Below are 23481 nucleotides of genomic sequence, written 5' to 3' on the forward strand. Positions count from 1 at the left end.
TGGCAAAAAAAAATATAAACAAAAAAAAATAAAATGGAATTACCTAAATTTTTACTCGGAGACAATACTGATTTTCCAGATGATATTTTTATCGTTCACCTTGATTACCCAAGATTTATCATCAATCTAAAAGATGATGAGGTAGAGTTTTTAGAAGAAGCAGAAGATCTTGATGAAGCTGAATTAAATGCAGAAATGGAAGGTTTGATTGAAAAAGCGAATGAATTTTATGATCGCGAAATAAATCGTTACGAAGAGTAAAGATGCACTGCAGTGCGTCTTTACTTAATTTTTCAAGTTGTTTTTTACGTTCTAAATCTTTCTAATGAAAAAATTAAGTTTTTTAAAACCCATTTTCAATTTTATAGCAATCGGATTGCTAATTACTACTTTAAGTCGACTATTTTTATTTTTTATTTTTAAAGACAGGGTTGTAGAAACACCAAATTTCTGGTACATTTTTCCAATCGGTCTTCGAATGGATTTGATTTTATTATGTTATTTGTCTTTTCTTCCGGCCGTTTTAATTACTTTTTTGCCGAATAAATGGTTAAAGTTTACTAATAAATTCCTTGTGATTTATAGTTTCTTATTTCTGTTTTTGATTCTGTTTGTAGAATTAGCTTCTCCGGATTTTGTAAAACAATACGACACACGTCCGAATAAAATTTTCTTAGATTATCTGATTTACCCTAAGGAAGTTGTTGGAATGCTTTTAAAAAGTTACCTGACTTCGATTATTGTTACTTTCCTGATTTTGGGAGCTGTTATTTATTTTGCTTTCAAAAAAGGGAAAAAATATTTCTATACTTCACTTGCTGATTATAAATTCAAATTAATGGTTTTTCCATTATTAGCGTTTTTATTGTTTTTTGGAGCACGTTCAAGCCTTACCTCAAAGCGACCAATTAATGCAAGCAATGCTGTTTTCTCTACAGATCAACTGACGAATACTTTGGGATTGAATTCATTTTATACTGTTGCTTTTGCAGCGTATTCTATAAAAAATGAAGGAAACACGAAGATGTATGGAAAAATGGATGAAGCCGAAGCCATTGCTCGTGTGAAAAAATACATGATTACCGGACCAAATGATTTTACAGATGCTGAAATTCCGTTTTTGCATGTACAGCAGCCGGACTCTGTTAATAAGAAACCTTATAATTTGGTTATCTTTTTACAAGAAAGTTTAGGAGCAGAGTATGTTGGAATTTTAGGCGGAAAACCATTAACGCCAGAGTTTGATAAATTATCAAAAGAAGGTTTATTGTTTACTAATCTATATTGCACCGGAACAAGAAGCGTTCGCGGAATTGAAGCGGTTGTAACCGGATTTTTGCCTTCGCCTTCAGAAAGTGTCGTAAAATTAGGAAACTCACAACAAGGGTTTTTTACTTTGGCTGATGCCTTAAAACAAAAGGGGTATGACACTAGTTTTATTTATGGTGGAATGGCAAATTTTGATAACATGGCCTCATTTTTCAACGGAAATGGGTTTCAGGATATTGTAGATCAGGAAGATTTTGAATCAGACGGAAACAAATATGCTTTCAAAGGAACCTGGGGTTATTCAGATGAAGATTTGGTTACCAAAGCAAATAGTTATTTTAAGGCAAAAGGAGATAAACCTTTCTTTTCTTTAATGTTTTCAACTTCAAATCATGAACCTTTTGAATATCCGGCAGGAAGAATCAAACCTTTTGATAAGAAACCTGCAACTGTAAATAATGCGATGAAATATGCCGATTTCTCTATAGGGAAATTCTTCGAAATGGCTAAAAAAGAAGCGTATTTTAAAAACACTATTTTCATCGTTATTGCTGATCATAACACAAGAACATACGGTAAAAATTTAGTGCCAATTAACAAATTCCATATTCCGGCTTTAATATTGGGGCCAGGAGTGAAGAAAGGTACTGTTTACAGCAATTTGGCTAGTCAGATTGATATTCCGCCAACGTTATTAGGCTATTTAGGAATCCCTTTTGAAACGCCAATGGTGGGTAGAAACTTAAATAAGTTAGATGCCAAAATACAAGGAAGATCAATTATGCAGTTTAATGATATCAACGCGTTCAGAGTCGAAAATCAAGTTGTGATTATGCAACCCAATTTGAAACCACTACAGTTTGAAATCAAAAATGATACGACTTTAATTCCGGTTAAATTAAATGAAGAATTAGCTAAAGATGCTTTAGCGCATGTAATTACAGCAGGAAATTTGTACAAGGAAAATAAATACAAGTTGAGAGGAACTAAATAGGTGCAAAGGAACAAAGGTTCAAAGCGACAAAGGTTTTTCCTCTGTACCTTTGAACCTTTGCTACTTTGAACCTTTATTAAAATATAATTTTAATAAAAGCTGAGCAGCTGCAAAAGGTGAAATTTCATCATTTTGCACTGCTTTTTTGTTTTGCTCTAATTGCGAAATAATTTCGGGCTGATTGTAGAAGTTCAGTTTCAATTGTTCGTTGATGGTTTCCATCATCCAAAAATGATTCTGTTCTTTTCGTTTTTCGGAAAAGAAACCCGTTTCATTGGTCATTTCAAAATAAGACGAAATGGTATCCCAAATTTCAGAAACTCCTTCTTTTGTAATAGCACTGCAAGTGGTAACTTTTGGCTGCCAGTTTGATTTTTTGGGAGGAAATAAATGCAAAGCGCGATTGAATTCCAGTTTCGCCTGATTGGCTTTTTTAATATTATCGCCATCGGCTTTGTTGATGACAATCGCATCTGCCATTTCCATGATACCACGTTTAATGCCCTGAAGTTCATCGCCGGCGCCGGAAATTTTTAGTAATAAAAAAAAGTCCACCATACTATGAACAGCAGTTTCACTTTGTCCGACACCAACAGTTTCGATAATGATAGTGTCATAACCTGCAGCTTCGCACAAAATAATCGATTCTCGGGTTTTTCTCGCCACGCCCCCTAAAGTATCTCCGGAAGCACTTGGCCTGATAAAAGCATTTTCATCTTTTACCAATTCTTCCATACGGGTTTTATCCCCTAAAATACTTCCATGCGAAAGCGAACTGCTCGGATCAACGGCCAATACGGCAACTTTTTTTCCAAGTTGCGTCAGGAAACTTCCAAAAGCTTCAATAAAAGTGCTTTTTCCAACACCGGGAACGCCTGTAATTCCAATTCTGATAGATTTATTAGCGTTTGGCAAACATCCTTTAATAACTTCATTTGCTTTTTCAGTATGTTCGGGATTGGTACTTTCGACCAAAGTTATGGCACGGCTCAAAGCAGTTCTGTTTCCATCCAGTATTCCAGCAATTAATTCTTCTGAAGAAGGTTGTTGTCGCCTGTTTTTTTGAATTTGAGTAATAGCCGATACATTGATAATTTCAGGAGGTGAAATACCGGCTTTTTCTTGTAAACTGCTAGATGGTTTTTTTGGACTTGACAAAATACTTTTTTTGGTATTGTAAAAGTACAGAAAACAAAAACAGTTTCAAAAAAGGATTTTCTTTGAAACTGTTTTGAGATGTAACACGAATTTCACTAATTTACACAAATTAATTAGTGCTAATTAGTGAAATTCGTGTTTAATAAGCTGCGGTAAATCTTACCTGATGGTGTTTTGGAGTTTCTGCTTCATCAGCAATTACAACTGCCAAATCTTCTACAGATAAAATACTTCTTTGTTCTTCGTTGAAAACTGGATTTTCCAATCCTAAACGGTATTTTCCTGTTCTTCCGGTTGTAATACCTTGGTGCATTTCGAAAGCCGGACTGAAAAATGCCCAATCCAGTTCTTTTTCTTCTTTAATAATGTTGAGGTAATCACGTGCTCCAGTCGCAGCAACATAATATTCTTTAGGGAAGTCCGGTGTGTCTACCGCTTGTAAACCTGGTGCAACAAACAAACTTCCACCGCCGCCAATTACAATGAAGCGTTTCACCCCTGATTTTTTTACCGCTTCCTGAACAGATTTTGAACCGGCGATAAAATCGTCATAAATGTTTGGATTGGTCCAGCCAGCGTTGTAAGCACTAATAATAACATCATTTCCTTTTAAGATTTCGGCTAATGCATCTGAATTAAAAATATCAGCGGCTACCCAATTTACATTTGCAGTTTCTTTTGGTGTTCTTGCAATAGCAGTAATTTCATGATTTCTGCTTGTCAATTCGTTTAAAATGGCTGAGCCTACAAATCCTGTTGCTCCAATAAGTGCGATTTTCATAATATATAATTTTAATGAGTAATAAAAAATGTTACAGTTTTATGTAAAAAAATAGCTTAGAACTGATTCGAAAAATCTTCTAAAGAAATTCCTTCTAATTGTAAACTAACTTTCTGATTCATATCCGCATATAAAGCGGTTAAATTTTGATTTATTTTTTTTCCAACCGGGCAATCCGGATTAGGTTGATTTTTGGCATACCCTAAATTAATACTTTCAAATGTCATTTCAAATATTTCTTTCAAAGTTAGATTCGTCGGGTCTACAGTTAATTTCGTTCCGCCATTTTTGCCTTCTTTGCTTTCTACAATATGATGTGCTTTTAAATTGGCAATTTCTTTTCTTACCAAAACAGCATTTAGGTTAATACTTCCCGCAATATATTCAGATGATAAATAATCATTTGGATATTTGGTGAGCAAAGTAAGAATGTGAATCGTTATGGCAAATTTACCTGAAATCATACTGTAATAAAATATGTTACAAATGTAAAGTGTTTTATTGAACAAAAAAAATATTTTAACGGTTTTTTAGTTCCTAGTTCTTAGTCTTTAGTTCTTAGTTCTTAGTAATTAGTTTTGGTAAATAAGTAATCATCTAGGGATTTTAGTAAAATTATCTTTAAAACAATTACACTAACAACTAGGCACTACGAACTAACGACTAATTACTAACGACTAAGCACTAATTACTAAACTATAAATTCCTATTTTTGTCGGGAACCTACGATATGAACAACTTTATTCAGATATTCTTCTTCTTGTTTTTAGGATTGCTTTTGCAAAAGGTAAAGCGATTTCCAACTCATATCTATAAAAGCATTAATAAAATTGTCATTTATGTATGCTTACCAGCTATCACTTTATATCATATTCCTAAAATAAAATGGAACAATGATTTATTGTTTCCAATAGGAGCGGGATGGATTAGTTTTTTCCTGGCATTTGTATTCTTTCATTTTTTGGGGCGACGATTGGGCTGGTCAAATAAATTAATTGGTTGTTTGGTCCTGACCGCCGGCTTGAGTAATTCCTCTTTTTTAGGATATCCTATAGTGGAAGCTTTATTTGGTAAAAAAGGTTTAGAAACAGCCATTTTGGTAGATCAGCCCGGAACCTTTGTTGTAGTTTCGACTTTGGGTGTATTTGTGGCAGCATTTTATTCTAAAGGCAGCCCGGATGCGTGGAGTATTTTGAAGAAAGTAATTCTATTTCCGCCTTTCATTACGTTTGTAGTAGCCTGCTCTTTGAATGTTTTTAATTATGATTTAGATCTAAATCTTCAATCTGTATTGTTGAAAGTAGGAAGTCTGGTTACGCCCTTGGCGCTGTTTTCTGTTGGGTTGCAATTAAATTTTGATAGAAGAAGTCAGCATTGGCGATTTTTACGATTGGGTCTTTTCTTCAGACTTATCGTGACGCCATTCATTATTATGGTTTTGTATGTTTTCATTTTCAAGCAGCATTCTGAAGCCATTAAAATTACGATAATAGAAATTGCAATGGCACCCATGATTACTGGTGCCATACTAGCTTCGACTTATGGCTTAAAACCAAAATTAAGCAGTATGATGATTGGTTTCGGTATTCCAATTTCTTTTATAACGCTTGCTATCTGGTATTTTATTGTTAGTTTTATCTAAGATGTTTAAGCTATTTAAGTAGATTAGAATAAAATTGATAGAAAAAGTAGAGTTTAGTTTTTTTAATTATATTTTTTAGTAATTTTAGAGGAACTAAAAAAATATAATTATGTCAACATTAAGATTAGGCGATATAGCTCCGGATTTTCATGCAGAAACCACAGAAGGACCGATCAATTTTCATGAATGGTTAGGAGATTCATGGGGAGTTTTATTTTCGCATCCATCAGATTTTACTCCTGTTTGTACAACAGAATTGGGAACAGTAGCTAATTATCTTCCGGAATTTACTAAAAGAAATACAAAAGTTATCGCTTTGAGTGTTGATGGTTTAGAGTCACACAAAGAGTGGATTAAAGACATTAACGAAACTCAAAACACAACCGTTAATTTCCCGATAATTGCTGATGAAGATAAAAAGATAGCCACTTTATATGATATGCTGCATCCAAATGCAAGCGATAAATTTACAGTGCGTTCTGTTTTTGTCGTTGGTGCCGATAAAAAAATCAAACTGACTTTAACGTATCCAGCTTCAACAGGGAGAAATTTTGACGAATTGCTTCGTGTTATTGATAGTTTGCAATTAACAGCAAATTACAGCGTAGCAACTCCGGCAAACTGGAAAGACGGTGAAGATGTAGTTATTACTCCGGCAGTTCCTGACAGTGATATTCCGGCGAAATTCCCAAAAGGGCACACGCCAATAAAACCGTATTTGCGTATGACACCGCAACCGAACAAGTAAGGTGCTGAGGGACTAAGGTTCTGAGATTCTAAGATTTCGTAAAGAGGTAAAAACCTTAGAACCTTAGTACCTCAGAACCTTTGAACCTTTTCCTACGCTCTCTTCATCAACTCACTCATTCTTTTCTTGTCTCCAACAACCCAGATAATATCATTTTTTCCTAAAATGATATTGGATTCCGGATTTAAGATTCGATTTCCGTTTCTTTCAATTCCAACCACCATTCCGCCTGTTTTTCCTCTAAATTGGCCAATACTTTTATCAATAAACTCTTCTTGGGAAACTTCCAGCTGACGTAGTACAATTTGAGATTCTTCAACGGATGCAGGTGCTTCAACTTCGTTTTGATTTAAATATTTCGTAAACTCGGTAACCTGAGCATCGGTACCAATTACACATATTTCATCACCAGGAAACAAACGTTCATTTTTGGTTGGGATAGAGATCATAACATCGCCTCGTTTTATATAAGCAATATTAATTCCCATTTGCTCTCGAATACGGAGTTCTTCCAATGTTTTTCCTGCCAAATTTGATTCTTTTCCAATATCAAAAAACGACATGTGACCGTCCCAAGGCATTAAGTTTGCATAACGTCTGTCTATTTTTTTGTTTTCCCGATCGTTTAGATTTTTTAAAAAATGACTTTCAATTCTATGGTATTGTTCATTTAGTTTTTTCGGGAATATTTGATAAACTGCAATGGCAATGACCAGGGCAACAAAAGCAACTAATGGAGAGAAGAAAATATTCAGTAAGAAACCAATAAAAAACAATCCTAATCCCATTCTAATTAATATCATCATCAATAGGGCGCCGCGATATTTACGTTCTTCCCAAAGTAATTCTACTTCATCATCTGCTATTCGTCGCAGTGAAAGTGCCCATAAAAAAGGAGCAATGACAATCAATGTTATTAGAGCTGCCAATGTATTTCCAAATCTTGTATCGGCTACTAACGGTGCAACAAACTTTGAGGATAATAAAATTACTGCAGCAATAATAATGGTATGCAGAACGATTTGCATAATATAAGCATTCAATACTTTTTGCCAGATGCTGACTGATTTTATGGCTTGCGCATTCACACTATAGCGGTTAATGTTTTTAACCCATTTTCGTGGTAATTTACGTTCCAGAAAGTTTGAAAAAGGTACGGCGTATTTCACCATAAAAGGCGTTGTAAATGTGGTTATAGCAGAAACGGCTACTACCACAGGATATAAGAAAGAACTTGTAACGTTTAAGGTCATTCCTAAAGTGGCAATGATAAACGAGAATTCCCCAATTTGGGACAAACTCATTCCGGTTTGTACGGATTGTTTCAGGGGTTGTCCCGCCAATAAAGCGCCAATTGTTGAACTTACAGATTGTCCCACAATAGTAACAAGCGTTAAAATAGCAACCGGAAGCGCATGTGTATAAAGCATTTTTGGGTCAATTAACATTCCCACAGATACAAAGAAAATCGCCCCGAATAAATCTTTTACGGGTTTTATTAAATGTTCAATATGTTCCGCCTGGGTAGTTTCGGCAATAATAGATCCCATGATGAAAGCGCCTAATGCCGGTGAAAAACCAACATTCGAAGCAAAACTTACCATCATTAAACATAAGGCTAACGAAATAATCAGCAGCATTTCATCCGTTAATAAATGCTTTGTTTTTTTAAGAAGGGTAGGAATAAAAAATATACCACCTAAAAACCAAACGGTCAAAAAGAAAATTAGCTTTAATACAGACATCATCAACTCACTTCCTGAAAATTGCTGACTTACCGCAATAGTCGAAAGTAAAACCATCATTAAAATGGCAACAATATCCTGAACGATAAGAGAGCCGATAACAATACCGGCAAACTTTTGGGCTTTAACACCCAATTCATCAAAGGTCTTTAAAATGATAGTAGTAGAGGAGATAGATAAAATAACGCCAAGAAATATACTATCCATAGACGCCCAGCCCATCCATTGCCCGACGAGATAACCAATAATGACCATGGTAATAATTTGGGTAATAGCCGTAATTGAAGCCGTGCCGCCAACTTTCATTAATTTCTTAAAACTAAACTCGAGCCCCAAACTAAACAACAAAATGATCACACCAATTTCAGCCCAAACTTCAACGCTTTTCATTTCGGTGATAGAAGGGAAAAAATCAAAATGGTTTCCTGCTAAAAAACCGGCAATCAAATAACCTAAAACCAAAGGCTGTTTCATTTTTTTAAAAAGTAATACAGCAATTCCGGCAGTGATCAGGATTAATCCCAAATCACTAATTAAAGGTCTCAAATGGTGTGTAGTTTCAGCAGCAGCGTATAAGGAAATCATAAAGTGGTATTTTTTGTTCAGGAGCTAATCCAGCTTTCCATTTCAAGCTTTTATTCAAAAAACATATTTTTAAAGTAGTTACAGGAGCTTCAGAAGTTTATCCCGATACTTCGGGAGTCGTTCTGTATCTACAAAAAAATATAGTTTTTTTCACAAAAGGCTTTTCATTTCACTCTGGGCTAATTTCCCAATCAGGTTTACAAGCAATAAAAAAAGCTATCGTTAAAGATAGCTTTTTTTGAGAAAATATTTTAGGTTTTCTTTAGATTCCTGTGAAATTAGCAGGTGTTATCTGCATTAATTCTTCTTTAATAGCTTCAGAAACTTCTAAAGTGGCAATAAAATTATGAATCGCTTTTTTGTCAATTGCCTCATTTGTTCTTGTCAAACCTTTCAAAGCTTCGTACGGATTTGGATATGCTTCACGACGTAAAATGGTCTGAATTGCTTCTGCAACAACAGCCCAGTTTTTCTCTAAATCTTCAGCAAATTTTGATTCGTTTAATAACAATTTGTTTAAACCTTTCAGCGTAGCTTCAAAGGCAATAATAGTATGACCGATTGGAACTCCAATATTACGTAAAACAGTACTGTCAGTCAAATCACGTTGTAATCTTGAAACGGGTAATTTAGCAGCTAAATGTTCGAAAATAGCATTGGCGATTCCTAAGTTTCCTTCAGAATTTTCAAAATCAATTGGGTTCACTTTATGTGGCATTGCAGATGATCCAATTTCTCCTGCTTTGATTTTTTGCTTGAAATATTCCATCGATACATACGTCCAGATATCACGGTCTAAATCGATGATGATATTGTTGATTCTTTTTAAAGCATCAAAAAAGGCAGCAAAATGATCGTAGTGTTCAATTTGAGTTGTTGGAAAAGAATGGTGTAAACCAAGATCTGTTTCTACAAATTTATTTCCGAATTGTTTCCAGTCGATTTGCGGGTAAGCTACATGATGTGCGTTGTAGTTTCCTGTTGCACCACCAAATTTAGCTGCAAACGGAATGTTGAATAACAAACGCATTTGCTCTTCTAAACGCTCTACAAAAACTAAAATTTCTTTACCCAAACGAGTAGGAGAAGCCGGTTGTCCGTGTGTACGCGCCAACATTGGAATATCCTTCCATTCTACGCTTAATTCTTTTAATTTAGAAATTAAAGAAATTAAAGAGGGCATATATACCTGCTCAAAAGCTTCTTTTGTAGAAAGCGGAATAGCAGTGTTGTTAATATCCTGAGATGTTAATCCGAAGTGAATGAACTCTTTGTATTGAGATAAACCTAATTTTTCAAAAGCATCTTTGATAAAGTATTCAACCGCTTTTACGTCGTGGTTGGTTACTTTCTCCGTTTCTTTAATCCAAAGTGCATCTTCAGTTGAGAATTTTTTATAGATATCTCTTAAACTGTCAAATAAATTTGGGTTTACACCTGAAAGTTGTGGTAATGGCACTTCGCATAAAGCAATAAAGTACTCGATTTCAACCAATACACGGTATTTGATTAAAGCTTCTTCAGAGAAAAAAGGTGCTAATGAAAGGGTTTTGCTTCTATATCTTCCGTCAATTGGCGATATAGCATTCAATTCGTTTAAAGTAGTCATTGTTATGTTGTTTGTTCGAAAGGTGCAAATATAAACAGAATTTGCGGATTTAACAGACAAAAGATCAAACACAGATTTCACAAATTTTCACAAATTATAAAATTATTTTAATTTTATAAAAAAAGAATAAAATTGGTTTTAAGTAAATAGGCATCAAGATAATAATTCAACTTTTAAATCATTCGAATTAGTGAATATTTGTGAAATTAGTGTTTAATCGCTCTCGTAATTCTGCAACTCCTTCCGAAGCAATTTTAGCAATAACTTCCACTTTGTTTTGGATATTCGGAATCGCAATTGGCTTTGGATCAATATAGAAAACCGGTGTGATGCTATACGTATACGAAATCAGTCCAGCAGCGGGATATACTTGTAATGACGTTCCAATTACTGCAAAATAATCTGCGGTTTCTGTAATTTCGATGGCTTCTTCCAATGCGGGAACGTCTTCGCCAAACCAAACAATATGAGGTCTCAACTGGTCTCCGTTTTCATCAAAATCTCCGGTATATAAATCTTCGGTCCAATCAAGAATCAGGTTTCTGTTTTTAACGCTGCGGACTTTTAGTAATTCTCCATGCAAATGCAAAACCTTTGTGCTGCCAGCACGTTCGTGCAAATCATCTACATTTTGCGTAATGATATGTACATCGAAATCCTGTTCTAATTCGGCTAAAATTTTGTGACCTAAATTAGGTTCTACTTCTTTAAGTTGCTGACGTCTTTTATTGTAAAAATCTAAAACTAATTCCTGGTTTTTTCGCCAGCCCTCAGGAGTTGCGACTTCCATTACATCATGGCCTTCCCATAAGCCATCGCTGTCACGAAACGTTTTTATGCCACTTTCAGCACTAATTCCGGCTCCGGTTAGCACGACTAATTTCTTTTTCATTTTATGACTTCAGTGTTAATTTCATTAGTAAATCGGTTTGCTCGTCGTCGCCTAATCTAAAAATGTGTTTGTCAAATTCGACAAAACCATTCTTTTTATAAAAGTTTAAAGCTCTGTGGTTTTCTTCCCAAACACCTAACCAGACATAATTTATATCAGCGTCTTTAGCGATTTGTACAGCTTTGTCATATAATATTTGACCAATTTTCTGCCCGTGAAGCTCTTTTAGGACGTAAATACGTTCTATTTCGAGACCATTTTTATCTTTTAATTCTGTTTGTGATTCTGCAAAATTCACTTTTAAATAGCCCAGAATTTTAGTGTCAGTATAAGCAAAATAAAATTCAGAATTAGAATCTGTCAACTCAGAAGTTAGCTTTTCAAGTGAAAATTTTCCTTTTAAGTATTCATTCATATTTTCCTCAGAATTGTCATTGGCAAAAGTTTCAGAAAATGTTTGTTTTCCTATTTTTTGTAACTCGTGTATTTCTGGAAGACCAATTTTTTTAATTGCGGGTGTTTGCATAAGGCAGTATTTTTTCACGAATTTAATCAAAGTTAGATGAAGAGAAAAGTTTATTTTAATCTGGCAAAGAATAATCTAATGATAAATTTCTAAAACGAAATACTTATTTTAGCTGATAAAAAAATGGAATAAATTGGAGTCAGAACTTAAAGTAAAAATTAAAAGAAGTTTTTTAGATAATTATCACAGACCCTTGCACCTTCATCCGGAATTTATTCAATTTGAAGATAAAGATCTGATTAATAATGGTTTTACAACTTTTAAATCTTCGGAGATAAAAGATTTTCGTTGTGGAGTCAATTGGTTTCAATACTATTTTGTTTTTGGTAGAGAATATGAGTTTCACATTAGAAATTTAAGCGATGAAGTTTTAAAGATTAAGTTTAATTCTTATTTCGGAATTAAAAAAAGAGAGCAGCATAAACTTTATACGAGTATAATTGATTCGCTGTGGAATTTATATTTTAATAATCAGGTAAATGATTTTTTAAAAGAATTTGAAACAGGTGAATCTTTTTATATTGGAGATGTTGTTGTTAATCCAAAAGGTATTATAATCAAAGTTTCAAAACTTACGAAATTAGAAAAGATCCAAATTCCTTGGGACGATTTAAGATTTAAATTATACAGAACTTATTTTTCTGTTTATTCTAAAAATAATCCGACTCAAATTAACAGAGGCTATTCTTATAAAGAAGATTGGAATACATTTGTATTACATAACGTGATAAAAATTATACTCAGCAATAAAAAAATAAATAATGATTGATTTAGAATACCTTGCTTTCCTTGAAAATATATTGACAGATAATCGTAAAGAAAGATTCTTAGATGTTTTAGGAAAACGTACAAAGCATTTTACAATTGCTGTTGAAGACGTTTTTCAGATGCACAACACAAGTGCCGTAATGCGTAGTTGTGAAGTTTTCGGAATTCAGGAACTGAATGTTATTGAACAGCGTTACGGAAAAAGAATAGATAAAGAAATTGCAATGGGTGCGCAAAAATGGGTTGATATCAATCAATATGATTCCATTACAACTTGTATTTCTACTTTAAAAAATCAAGGTTATCAAATTATTGCTACGACACCGCATGAAAATGATTGTTTGTTGGAAGATTTCGATATTACAAAACCAAGTGCCTTATTTTTCGGAACAGAAAGAGACGGATTATCAGAAGAAATTCTGGAAAAAGCAGATGGTTTTCTTAAAATCCCGATGGTTGGTTTTACCGAGAGTTTGAATATTTCAGTTTCTGCCGCCATCATCATTCAAAACTTAACCAACAGATTACGAAATTCAGCTATCAAATGGCAATTGTCAGAGGATGAAATTTTGGAGAAACGTTTGTCCTGGGCTAAAAGTTCAATTAAAGATATTAAACGAATTGAGGCGCGTTATTACGAAGAGAACGCAAGATAAGATACTTAGAGGCTAAGTTACTAAGTTGCTAAGAAAAAAACTTAGAATCTTAGCAACTTAGAACCTCTGTACCTTTGTTTTACTTCTTCAAAAACAAAATAAATCCTAAAACACAAACAACCAAAATGCTCAAAGCTGCCAGAACCATTGTTAAATCCCGAATGTTTTTTCCTGCCCAATCCATAAATAAAAACTTGTGGAGAATGGCAAACGAATAACCTTCTACCATATCTGAACTTTTAATTTTTGCGGCCAATCTGGAAGTTCCTGTTTCTATAAAATAGGTTGTTTTTTCAGGAGTGTCGTAAGCCAATTTTACAACTGGCAATCTCTTATTTACAAAACCATATTCTCTGCTTTCAAAATCCGTCAGAACTTTAGATTCTAATAGTTTTGCATTTTCTAATGAAGCTTCCGGTTCGTCTGAACTTTCTACCATTTCGCAACAAGCGGCTTTTGGAGCACCATCTGTAAAGTAATAAGCGAGAAACTTAGCATATTCAAGATCAATATTCGGAACCACTTTATTGGTTGTAGCATTGATGTAAACAACTTCTGATTTTTGATCGTTTTTTTTATTCCATTTCGAATTAGAATCGGCTTTTGAATTTTTGAATTTTTCTTTTTCCAATAATTGACAACGGAAGTAAGTCGTATCATTTAAAGTAATAATGCTTGCATTTTGAAAACGACTCCAGTCTAAATTCAAATTATTACTCGCTAACGGAATCTCTTTAGTTTCGAAAGTTGGTTCGTAAACCATTTGCGATAAAGTGTACGGAACCCATTTTGTAGTGGCGTGATAAGCGCCGCTAAAAGCAAATGTTAAAGTAAAAAACGAAACCCAAATCCCAATTTGGCGGTGGTATTTTCGAAGTCCTTTTTTGGGTTGCAAACTATCTGTTTTTTTGAATTGTTTCCATAATAAGCCATAAATTAAGATTCCGCTCAAAGCAGAAAATCCAATTATAGAAAGCAAGAAAATCATTGTAATAATTCGGATGCTGTTGTTTGTAATAGCATCTACAAAAGACCAATTATGAAAAGTATCGAAAAACCAAATAAACCATTGTCTTGAAGTTGGATTATAAGTTGCCAGTTTACCTGATGAGGTTTCTACATAAACTTCCATTGTATCGGGACGATCAAAACTCAGTTTGTAAACAGGTAAATAACGGTTTACATATTTATATTGTGAGGTGAATTCAGTAACAATTTCACTCTTTTTTACAGCGCTTTTTTGGTCATCCAGAAAATATCGCGAAAGCCATTCAGCATATTTTTGATCTCCGTTGTCTAACTTTTCAGCTGTCGAGGCGTCAAAATACCATAATTCGCCAATTATAGTTTTAAGCTGATAGTACGTTTTGTTATTGAAAGTAACAATTCGGAAATTTTTGAATTGCGTTAGTTCATTTTTCTGTAAAACTTCCTGAATTGAAAATTTCAATTGATTTTTATCAATATGCTGTTGTTCTAATTTGTCGTGGGCAATCTCCGGTTTAAAAAAATGTGCCATAAAAGGATGCATCAAACCAGATAATGTCCAGAAAATTACAGGAATAATGGTAATCAAGCCAATTGTACGATGCCATTTGTACATGTTTTGCTTGATTTTCTTGACAAGCTTAGAATCTTTCTTTTTAGACTTTTTCTCTTTTATTTCTTTACTCATATTCGTGGTGTTATGATTTGTCTACTTGATGTTTTAGCCACAGATTAAAGGATTAAAATGATTTTTACAATCTGTGTTAATCCTTTAATCTGTGGCAAAATATTATTTTTTTAATGAAAAATTATATTGAATTCCGAAAACAAAAGTTCTTGGAGCAGCTGCTGTATAAGTCGGTTGAGCGTTTGTTGTATTGGCTCTTGTAACGTTGTAAGCGTATAATTTGTCTGTTAAATTAAGTACGTTTCCATAGATTTCAATACCCTTCCATTGATATCCAATTCGCGCATTAAAAATGTTGTAACCATCATATTTTACGGTATTAATCTGATCCTGGTAATAACTTCCCACAAGTTGCCATTCAATAGAAGTTCTTAGATTTGGAAGCCAGTTTGGGTAATAACTTAACTCTGAATTTCCAGACCATTTTGGTGCTGATGGCATTTCTTTTCCATTTAGATCCTGAACCGGATCAGATGGTTTGTCTGAAAGTTTAAAATCGATATAAGTGTGTTGTGCGTAAGTTCCGCCAAGACGAAAGTTAATTTGTTTTGAAGGACGATAAGTAGCTCCAAATTCAATTCCTTTATGACGTGTCTCTCCAGCCGAACGATAATCTGTTGAATTATCTGCCAGTTTGATATTTAAAAGTTCATTTTTTCCTTCCATATAATAGAACGCATAATCAAAATTTAGTTTGTTTTGAAGGAAAGAAAGCCATCCGCCAACTTCATAATTGTTGAAAGTTGCAGGTTCTAGATTATAATAGAAATCAGCAGGAACGCCAGTTGTTCCGCCAGTTCCTGGTTTTGTTCTGAAAATAGAAGTAATTCCGGGAGGCGCAAATCCTTGTGAATAATTGCCATAAAAACCAGCAAATTCAAACGGATTGTAATTCGCACCCGCTTTAAAAGTCATTTTGTCATAAACTTTGCTTCCTGTAGAATGATCTAAAGCATTGTCGTAATTGACTTTCATGTTGTCATAACGACCGCCAACAGTAACAATTAATTTTTCAATCGGATTAAAACTTACTTGTGCATAACCGGCCGTGTTAAAAATATCGGCTGTATAATCGGCTAATTTTGAATCCGGATGCTCTGCAATAATTTCATAAGAATCTACGGTTTGTTTTCCGGCTTCTCCCGGATTTAAGTTCGCTTTCAAATCAATCACATAAGCCCAATAGGTGACCGGAGAATAATCATATAAGGCACCGGCAACTAGTTTTGTATTTAGGAAATGGAATTTTTGAGTATGTTGTCCAATAGCGCCGTAACTTTTGAAGTTATTCGAATTTACTTCGCCTGTTGCTTTAGTCGGATTTACTGTCGGACTCCATTTAATTCCGTAAGAAGGATTTTGGCCTAATTTATTGTCGCGTAAATAAGCGGTTATATAACTGCTTGAATTACTGTTCCAATCGTGTTCTAATGTTAAGCGGGTTCTTAAGGCATCTGATTTTCTATAGGTGAAATCGGTTGTGCTTTTATACGTTCTGTTGTTAAAAGCTTCCTCGTTTACACTTCCACTCATGTCAGAGTAATATTTTCCATACATGGTATTACTGATCAATCGGGTAGAAGAAGAGATATTATAATCGATTCTCGCATTTAGATTGTCTTTGTTGTAATCAGAATACGTCATCCAGCCGTTTTCCTGTAAGCTTGAAATTCCGGCGATATGAAAACCAACTTTTCCGATAGTTGCCCCACCAGCCGCCTGAAATCTTCTGTAACCATAATTATCAGCCTGAACGCCAAATTTAAATTCAGGGTCAACAGGTGGTTTTACAGAAATTAAATTAATTGTTCCTCCAACTGCTTCCGGACCATATAGAGAAGAAACAGGCCCTTTTACTACTTCAATACTTTGTAAGTTATATTGATTGATTTCCAATAAGGCATTGTGATTGAAGATTCCCATTGGACGAATTGGTAAACCGTCTTCTAAATACAAGTAATAAGCATTGGTTGTCATGGGCTGACGAATCGACATCATATGTTGTTCGTTTCCTAAATTAACCATTAAAACGCCGGGCGTTTTATTGATGATTTCGTAGACTGCCGTTGCTTTGGTTTCGTTGATCGTTTTTGCTGTTATTTTACTAATAGCAACAGGAGTTTCTTTACGTAAAGTTGCAGTACGATTGGCAGTTATGAAAATGTTTTCTAATTCTTGAGATTTTGTAGTGTCTTGTTTTGCTTCATTTTGCGCAAAAACACATTGCCCTATGATAAGTAGGGTAAAGTATATTTTTTTCATTTTAAATTATATAAATTTTAAAAAGTAACAGATGTTTTCTTCTGGCTTAAAGCCAGGAAAAAAATCTTTTCAATTTTGAGATTGAAAAGTGCAGCTAAAATTTATATAAAATAGGATGGAGGGTGGAAAGTACGGTTTGAAACCGAAATTGGTTTTTTATCAAAAGAAGCAAAAAGTTTTGCTGCAGATTCGATAGGAGTTACTAATTTAAAATTAGCCGTTGCCGTACTTTGAATGTAAACAACTTCTGCTTTTTCTTTCAGATTGTTTTGCATTCTTTTTTCATTGTCAGCGTATTTCTTCAAACTTTTTTGAAGTTCACATCGACCATTACAAGAATTAAAAACCATTTTCCGTTGTACACAGATGGTTTTTGAAATTTCTTCCTGATTTAATTTGAATGAGGTATAAACAAAGAAACTGCCAAATGATGGCAGCAAAAGCATGCAGGAAAGAAATACGATTAAAATGCGTTTCAAAGCTTTGTCTATTGTTTACGGTGGCAAAAATACAGTTTATTCGTTTTAGAAAGAATTTTTTTTTGAGTTTTCAAAAAAAAAGTTTTCAGTCTCAGTTTTCAGTCACAGATTGTAAATTGAAAACTATTTTAAAAGACAAAACCCGACAGGTTTTAAAAACCTGTCGGGTTTGATGTATATAATTTAAAGTACCAGTCTGTAAACTGCGACTGTAAACTGCGACTTATTTAACAAGTACCCAAGCGCCAGAAGCGATTAAAGTTTCTGCTTTTTTAAATTTCATTTCTTCAGTTCTACCTGTTGCAACTTCCTGAACTGTTACAGTATCATTACGGTTGATTTTTGGCATATCTCTCACAATCGTTTCAGTAACCTGACGTTGTTGTGTTTCTCCCGCTTCGCGGTTGATTTCTTCACTGTTTGGAATTTCATCTTTGCTTAATTTGAAGTTCTCTTTTTGGCGAACTTCTTTTGCTTCGTGAATTTCCGGAACGTTTTGAGCTGGTAAATCACCTTTAAATAAGAATGAAATAACTTCTTTGTTAACGTTGTCCAACATTCCTCTAAACAAATTGAAAGCTTCTAGTTTGTAGATAAGCAATGGATCTTTTTGTTCGTGAACGGCCAATTGAACAGATTGTTTCAATTCATCCATTTTACGTAAATGTTTTTTCCAGGCCTCATCAACAATAGAAAGTGTGATGTTTTTCTCGAAATCAGCAATTAACTGAGCACCTTCACTATCGTAAGCTTTTTTCAAATCTGTAACCACATTCAAAGTTTTGATTCCGTCAGTAAATGGAACTACGATACGCTCAAAATGATTGTTTGGCTCTTCGTAAACTCCTTTAATGATTGGGAAAGCTTCTCTTGCGCTTCTTTCTGTTTTCTCCGTATAGAAAGCTAAAGTTTCTTTGTATATTTTTCCTGTGATTTCGATATCCGTTAATTTCTGGAAATCAGCTTCAGAAATTGGAGAAGTGATTGAGAAATAACGAATCAAATCAAATTCGAAATTTTTGAAATCATTTGTAGGTTTAGTTTCGCTTACGATTAATTCGCAAGTGTCATATAACATATTCGCGATATCCAGTTTCAAACGCTCACCAAACAAAGCGTGACGACGACGTTTGTAAACTACTTCACGTTGCGAGTTCATAACGTCATCATATTCTAATAAACGTTTACGAACACCAAAGTTGTTTTCTTCTACTTTTTTCTGAGCACGCTCGATAGATTTAGTCATCATAGAATGCTGAATAACTTCACCTTCCTGTAATCCCATTCTGTCCATTACTTTGGCAACTCTTTCAGAACCAAATAAACGCATTAAGTTATCTTCAAGAGAAACATAGAATTGAGAACTTCCCGGATCTCCCTGACGTCCTGCACGACCACGTAACTGTCTGTCAACACGACGAGAATCATGACGCTCTGTACCCACGATTGCTAAACCTCCGGCAGCTTTTACTTCTGGAGATAATTTAATATCGGTACCACGACCAGCCATGTTTGTTGCAATAGTTACAACTCCGGCTTTACCTGCTTCTTCTACAATTTGAGCCTCTTGTTTGTGCATTTTAGCATTCAAAACGTTATGTGTAACGCCTCTCATTTTCAACATACGGCTTAATAATTCTGAAATCTCTACAGAAGTTGTTCCAATCAATACTGGTCTTCCTGCATTTGATAATTGAGTAACATCTTCAATTACAGCGTTGAATTTCTCACGTGTTGTTTTGTAGATATAATCTTCTTTGTCTTGTCTCAACATACCACGGTTAGTTGGAATTTCGACAACGTCTAATTTATAAATCTGCCATAACTCGCCAGCTTCTGTAACCGCTGTACCTGTCATACCACCTAATTTGCTGTACATTCTGAAGTAATTCTGTAATGTAACAGTTGCAAAAGTTTGTGTAGCAGCTTCGATTTTTACATTTTCTTTAGCTTCAATCGCCTGGTGTAATCCGTCAGAATAACGACGACCATCCATGATACGACCTGTTTGCTCATCGACAATCATAATTTTGTTGTCCATGATCACATATTCTACATCTTTTTCGAATAATGCATATGCTTTTAAAAGCTGTGTAAGGGTGTGAATACGCTCGCTTTTTACTCCAAAATCCTGGAACAATCTTTCTTTAGCTTCCGCTTCAGCGTCTTTATCCAGTTTTTGTTTTTCGATTGCAGCAATTTCAGTTCCAATATCCGGAAGTACGAAAAAGTCAGCATCAGTATCTCCTGAAAGGTATTGAATACCGTTATCAGTCAATTCAACCTGATTGTTTTTCTCTTCAATTACAAAATACAAAGCTTCATCCACTTTATGCATTTCACGATTGTTGTCCTGCATGTATTGGTTCTCCGTTTTTTGAAGCAATTGTTTGATTCCTTCTTCGCTTAAAAACTTAATTAATGCTTTATTTTTAGGTAAACTTCTGTAAGCTCTCAGTAATAAGAACCCACCTTCTTTAGTATTTCCTTCTTTGATTAATTTTTTAGCTTCTGCTAAGAAATTATTTGCTAATTGACGTTGTAGTGCAACCAGATTTTCGATTTTTGGTTTCAATTCATTAAATTCATGACGGTCTCCCTGAGGAACTGGTCCTGAAATAATAAGAGGAGTTCTTGCATCATCAATTAATACAGAATCGACCTCATCGACAATCGCATAGTTGTGTTTTCTTTGTACTAAATCGCCTGGCGAGTGTGCCATGTTATCTCTTAAATAGTCAAAACCAAATTCGTTGTTGGTTCCGTAAGTGATATCAGCGTCGTATGCTTTTTTTCTTTGCTCTGTACTTGGTTGGTGATTATCAATACAATCAACTGTTAAACCGTGAAATTCGAATAAAGGCGCTTTCCATGTACTATCACGTTTTGCCAAATAATCATTCACCGTTACTAAGTGAACTCCGTTTCCAGTTAAAGCATTCAAGTAAAGTGGAAGTGTAGCAACCAAAGTTTTACCTTCTCCTGTTTGCATTTCGGCAACTTTACCTTCGTGTAAAACCATACCTCCAATTAACTGAACATCATAATGAATCATGTCCCAGGTAATTTCTTTACCAGCGGCATTCCATTTGTTAGCCCAGGTTGCTTTTTCACCTTCAATAGTGATATATGTTTTTGAAGCTGAAAGTTCGCGGTCTTTTGGAGTTGCAGTAACTTCAATAAAGGAATTATCTTTAAAACGACGTGCGGTTTCTTTAACTACAGAGAATGCTTCCGGAAGAATTTCCAATAAAGTTTTCTCTGATATTTCGTAAGCTTCTTTTTCAAGAGCATCAATAGCATCATAAAGATCTTCTCTTTTATCGATGTCTTCGATGTTTTCTACTTCCGCTTTAAGCGAAGTAATTTTAGCATCTTTATCAGCTCTGGCTTGTTTTATTCTGTCTTTAAAATATACGGTTCTGGCTCTCAATTCGTCGTGAGACAAACTCATTAAGCTGGTTTCGAATGTTTTAATTTTGTTTAAATAAGGTTGTAAAGCTTTGACATCTTTCTGTGATTTATCACCTACAAAGACTTTTATAATACTGTTTATGAAACTCATGATTTGTTATATTTCTATTATATGTAAATGTTGTATTTAGAACCAAAAAAAAAGCCTCTGTGATGAGACTTTTTCCTTTGGTTTATTTTTTAATATTCATCCTCATTCCAAAGATAATCTTCGTCTGTTGGATAATCAGGCCAAATTTCTTCCATTGATTCATATATCTCTCCTTCATCTTCAATTGACTGAAGGTTTTCTACTACTTCTAATGGAGCACCAGCTCTAATGGCGTAGTCAATAAGTTCGTCTTTGTTAGCAGGCCATGGCGCATCACTTAAATAAGATGCTAATTCTAATGTCCAATACATCTGTTATCTGTTTAGTTTGTGCAAAAATAAATTTTTTACTGAAAAAGACAAGTAAATTTTGATTTATTTTAATAAAATTTAAGAACGTCCTTTATAGTATTCAGTTTTCAGTGCCAGTTTTCAGTCTGAAAACTTGAAATAGCTACTGTTTACTTCTTTTTGAAGTATTCCGTTTTAAGTGACAGTTTACAGTGTAAATCTGAGAAAATGCGATTCTTTAATTTCTTTTCAAGAATTCGTTTTTTCAGAGAAAACTGTGACTGCGACTGTTAACTGTTTACTTCCTCGGAATCCATTTCACTTCCTCCGCTTTTAAGTCTGAGGACAACTTCCGTGCCAAGACAAAAAGGTAGTCAGAAAGTCGGTTTAAGTACCTGATTGCGATTTCAGGAACGTGTTCATTATGACTTAAATGCACTGCCAAACGCTCTGCGCGACGGCATACACAACGTGCAATATGACAATATGACACAGTTTGATGGCCTCCAGGTAAAACAAAATGCGTCATCTGCGGAAGGCTTTCTTCCATTTTATCAATTTCATTTTCTAATAATTCAATATCAGAATCAATAATTCCGAGATTTTTTAAACGAAGTTCACCGTTTTTTAAAACTTCTTTTTCTTGTGGCGTTGCCAAAATGGCGCCTACCGTAAAAAGACGATCCTGAATTTCAATCAAAATCGTTTTGTAATGAGAATCCATTTCCTGATCACGAATGAGACCTATATAAGAATTCAATTCGTCAACAGTTCCGTAACTGTCAATTCTGATGTGATCTTTAGGAACGCGCGTGCCTCCAAAGAGAGCCGTTGTTCCTTTATCTCCGGTTTTTGTATATACCTTCATTTATTTTAGATTTTAGATTTCTGATTTTAGATTTAATATTTGGAATCTAAAATTGTTTTTATATCGATTTAAAATCGCAAAGTATAAGTTACACGAGCAATCTAAAATCTAAAATCAGAAATCTACAATTATTTAGTCGTATCGCTTTCAATCAAACCATCTCGCAAACGAATTACGCGATGTGCATAAGCTGCAATATCTTCTTCGTGGGTTACCAGAATGACAGTATTTCCCTGTGCGTGAATATCTCCAAAAAGTTTCATGATTTCCACAGAAGTTTTACTGTCTAAGTTTCCGGTTGGTTCATCGGCTAAAATAATCGAAGGTTTGTTAACCAAAGCACGGGCAATGGCAACACGTTGGCGTTGTCCTCCAGAAAGCTGATTGGGTTGGTGATCCATTCTATCGGCAAGATTTACCTGTGTTAAAACTTCTTTAGCACGTTCATTTCTGTCTGATTTAGAATAGCCTGCGTAAATCATAGGTAAGGCAACATTATCTAAAGCTGTCGTTCTAGGCAAAAGATTAAAAGTCTGAAAGACAAAACCAATTTCTTTATTTCGAATTCCTGCCAGTTCATCATCTTTCATCTGGCTGACATCTTTTCCGTTTAAAACATAATGTCCGGAAGTTGGTGTATCAAGACAACCAAGCAAATTCATTAGAGTCGATTTCCCGGATCCTGATGGCCCCATTAAAGCTACATATTCTCCTTTGTTGATTTGTAAATCTATTCCTTTTAAGACATAAACGATTTCATTACCAAGTACAAAATTTCGTTTAATGTCAGTTATTTTAATTAATGGATTTGCCATTTCGTTTTACAATTTTGGATTTAAAAGTACAAAACACTTTTCAATAAACGATAAGTAGCGCGAAATTGATTTTTGTTACAAAAACATCTTTTGGTTTACACCACGATTAAATAATAAATATATTTTTTTTGAATTAATTATACTTTTTTTGATT

20 protein-coding genes are annotated in these 23481 nt (G+C 34.4%); 6 read left to right on the forward strand and 14 right to left on the reverse strand.

What is annotated here, in order from left to right; all coding sequences use genetic code 11:
• Positions 1-33: 33 nt before the first annotated feature.
• Together B0A65_RS15920 and B0A65_RS15925 are read left to right on the forward strand one after the other, a co-directional pair.
• Complete coding sequence (locus B0A65_RS15920) at positions 34-261, forward strand: hypothetical protein (RefSeq protein ID WP_056196313.1); 228 nt, start codon at positions 34-36, stop codon at positions 259-261.
• Between the two features lie 64 nt (positions 262-325).
• Positions 326-2263, forward strand: a complete 1938-nt coding sequence (locus tag B0A65_RS15925; protein WP_074659168.1) for an LTA synthase family protein — start codon at positions 326-328, stop codon at positions 2261-2263.
• 60 nt (positions 2264-2323) lie between these two features.
• Here B0A65_RS15925 and meaB read toward each other — a convergent pair whose 3' ends face one another.
• The 3 genes from meaB to B0A65_RS15940 form a co-directional block, all read right to left on the reverse strand.
• The gene (gene meaB, locus B0A65_RS15930) at positions 2324-3421 is read right to left on the reverse strand and encodes a methylmalonyl Co-A mutase-associated GTPase MeaB (RefSeq protein ID WP_074659167.1); all 1098 of its coding nucleotides are present in this window, start codon (positions 3419-3421) and stop codon (positions 2324-2326) included.
• A gap of 139 nt (positions 3422-3560) precedes the next feature.
• Entirely contained in the window at positions 3561-4202 is a 642-nt protein-coding gene (locus tag B0A65_RS15935) for an NAD(P)-dependent oxidoreductase (protein WP_074659166.1), read from the reverse strand.
• A 56-nt stretch (positions 4203-4258) separates the two neighbouring features.
• On the reverse strand, positions 4259-4666 hold the full coding sequence (locus B0A65_RS15940) for an RrF2 family transcriptional regulator (protein ID WP_074659165.1): 408 nt from the start codon (positions 4664-4666) through the stop codon (positions 4259-4261).
• Between the two features lie 248 nt (positions 4667-4914).
• Here B0A65_RS15940 and B0A65_RS15945 point away from each other — a divergent pair, with 248 nt between their 5' ends.
• Positions 4915-5844 carry an AEC family transporter gene (locus B0A65_RS15945; protein WP_317044616.1) on the forward strand — a complete coding sequence of 310 codons (930 nt, stop codon included), beginning with the start codon at positions 4915-4917 and terminating at the stop codon, positions 5842-5844.
• Positions 5845-5953: 109 nt separating this feature from the next.
• A complete protein-coding gene (locus B0A65_RS15950; RefSeq protein WP_074659163.1) occupies positions 5954-6592 on the forward strand; it encodes a peroxiredoxin in 639 nt (212 codons plus the stop codon).
• A 92-nt stretch (positions 6593-6684) separates the two neighbouring features.
• Here the strand turns inward: B0A65_RS15950 and B0A65_RS15955 are convergent, their stop codons facing one another.
• The 4 genes from B0A65_RS15955 to B0A65_RS15970 form a co-directional block, all read right to left on the reverse strand.
• Positions 6685-8922 carry a cation:proton antiporter domain-containing protein gene (locus B0A65_RS15955; RefSeq protein ID WP_074659162.1) on the reverse strand — a complete coding sequence of 746 codons (2238 nt, stop codon included), beginning with the start codon at positions 8920-8922 and terminating at the stop codon, positions 6685-6687.
• 262 nt (positions 8923-9184) lie between these two features.
• Complete coding sequence (purB, locus tag B0A65_RS15960) at positions 9185-10531, reverse strand: adenylosuccinate lyase (RefSeq protein WP_074659161.1); 1347 nt, start codon at positions 10529-10531, stop codon at positions 9185-9187.
• A gap of 187 nt (positions 10532-10718) precedes the next feature.
• Entirely contained in the window at positions 10719-11423 is a 705-nt protein-coding gene (locus tag B0A65_RS15965; protein ID WP_074659160.1) for an SIR2 family NAD-dependent protein deacylase, read from the reverse strand.
• A 1-nt stretch (position 11424) separates the two neighbouring features.
• A complete protein-coding gene (locus B0A65_RS15970) occupies positions 11425-11949 on the reverse strand; it encodes a GNAT family N-acetyltransferase (RefSeq protein ID WP_074659159.1) in 525 nt (174 codons plus the stop codon).
• 133 nt (positions 11950-12082) lie between these two features.
• On the opposite strand from B0A65_RS15970, the gene B0A65_RS15975 reads away from it, so the two are divergent.
• Positions 12083-12718, forward strand: coding sequence for a hypothetical protein (locus B0A65_RS15975; RefSeq protein WP_074659158.1), 636 nt, complete (start codon positions 12083-12085; stop codon positions 12716-12718).
• Positions 12711-13373, forward strand: coding sequence for a TrmH family RNA methyltransferase (locus B0A65_RS15980; protein ID WP_074659157.1), 663 nt, complete (start codon positions 12711-12713; stop codon positions 13371-13373). Before B0A65_RS15975 ends, B0A65_RS15980 begins: the two co-directional genes overlap by 8 nt.
• Before the next feature lie 79 nt (positions 13374-13452).
• Here the strand turns inward: B0A65_RS15980 and B0A65_RS15985 are convergent, their stop codons facing one another.
• The 7 genes from B0A65_RS15985 to B0A65_RS16015 form a co-directional block, all read right to left on the reverse strand.
• Positions 13453-15048, reverse strand: coding sequence for a PepSY-associated TM helix domain-containing protein (locus B0A65_RS15985; protein ID WP_074659156.1), 1596 nt, complete (start codon positions 15046-15048; stop codon positions 13453-13455).
• Between the two features lie 102 nt (positions 15049-15150).
• On the reverse strand, positions 15151-17310 hold the full coding sequence (locus B0A65_RS15990; RefSeq protein WP_074659155.1) for a TonB-dependent receptor: 2160 nt from the start codon (positions 17308-17310) through the stop codon (positions 15151-15153).
• Between the two features lie 101 nt (positions 17311-17411).
• On the reverse strand, positions 17412-17615 hold the full coding sequence (locus B0A65_RS23550; RefSeq protein ID WP_242670294.1) for a hypothetical protein: 204 nt from the start codon (positions 17613-17615) through the stop codon (positions 17412-17414).
• Positions 17616-18012: 397 nt separating this feature from the next.
• On the reverse strand, positions 18013-21354 hold the full coding sequence (gene secA, locus B0A65_RS16000; protein WP_074659153.1) for a preprotein translocase subunit SecA: 3342 nt from the start codon (positions 21352-21354) through the stop codon (positions 18013-18015).
• A gap of 89 nt (positions 21355-21443) precedes the next feature.
• Entirely contained in the window at positions 21444-21665 is a 222-nt protein-coding gene (locus B0A65_RS16005; protein ID WP_007138072.1) for a DUF2795 domain-containing protein, read from the reverse strand.
• Between the two features lie 277 nt (positions 21666-21942).
• Positions 21943-22512: a cob(I)yrinic acid a,c-diamide adenosyltransferase gene (locus B0A65_RS16010; RefSeq protein ID WP_074659152.1), complete on the reverse strand. Its 570-nt coding sequence runs from the start codon at positions 22510-22512 to the stop codon at positions 21943-21945.
• A 128-nt stretch (positions 22513-22640) separates the two neighbouring features.
• Positions 22641-23327, reverse strand: coding sequence for an ABC transporter ATP-binding protein (locus B0A65_RS16015; RefSeq protein WP_074659151.1), 687 nt, complete (start codon positions 23325-23327; stop codon positions 22641-22643).
• Positions 23328-23481 lie beyond the last annotated feature (154 nt).

The sequence above is a fragment of the Flavobacterium frigidimaris genome (genome assembly GCF_002217275.1).
Taxonomy (GTDB): domain Bacteria; phylum Bacteroidota; class Bacteroidia; order Flavobacteriales; family Flavobacteriaceae; genus Flavobacterium; species Flavobacterium aquidurense.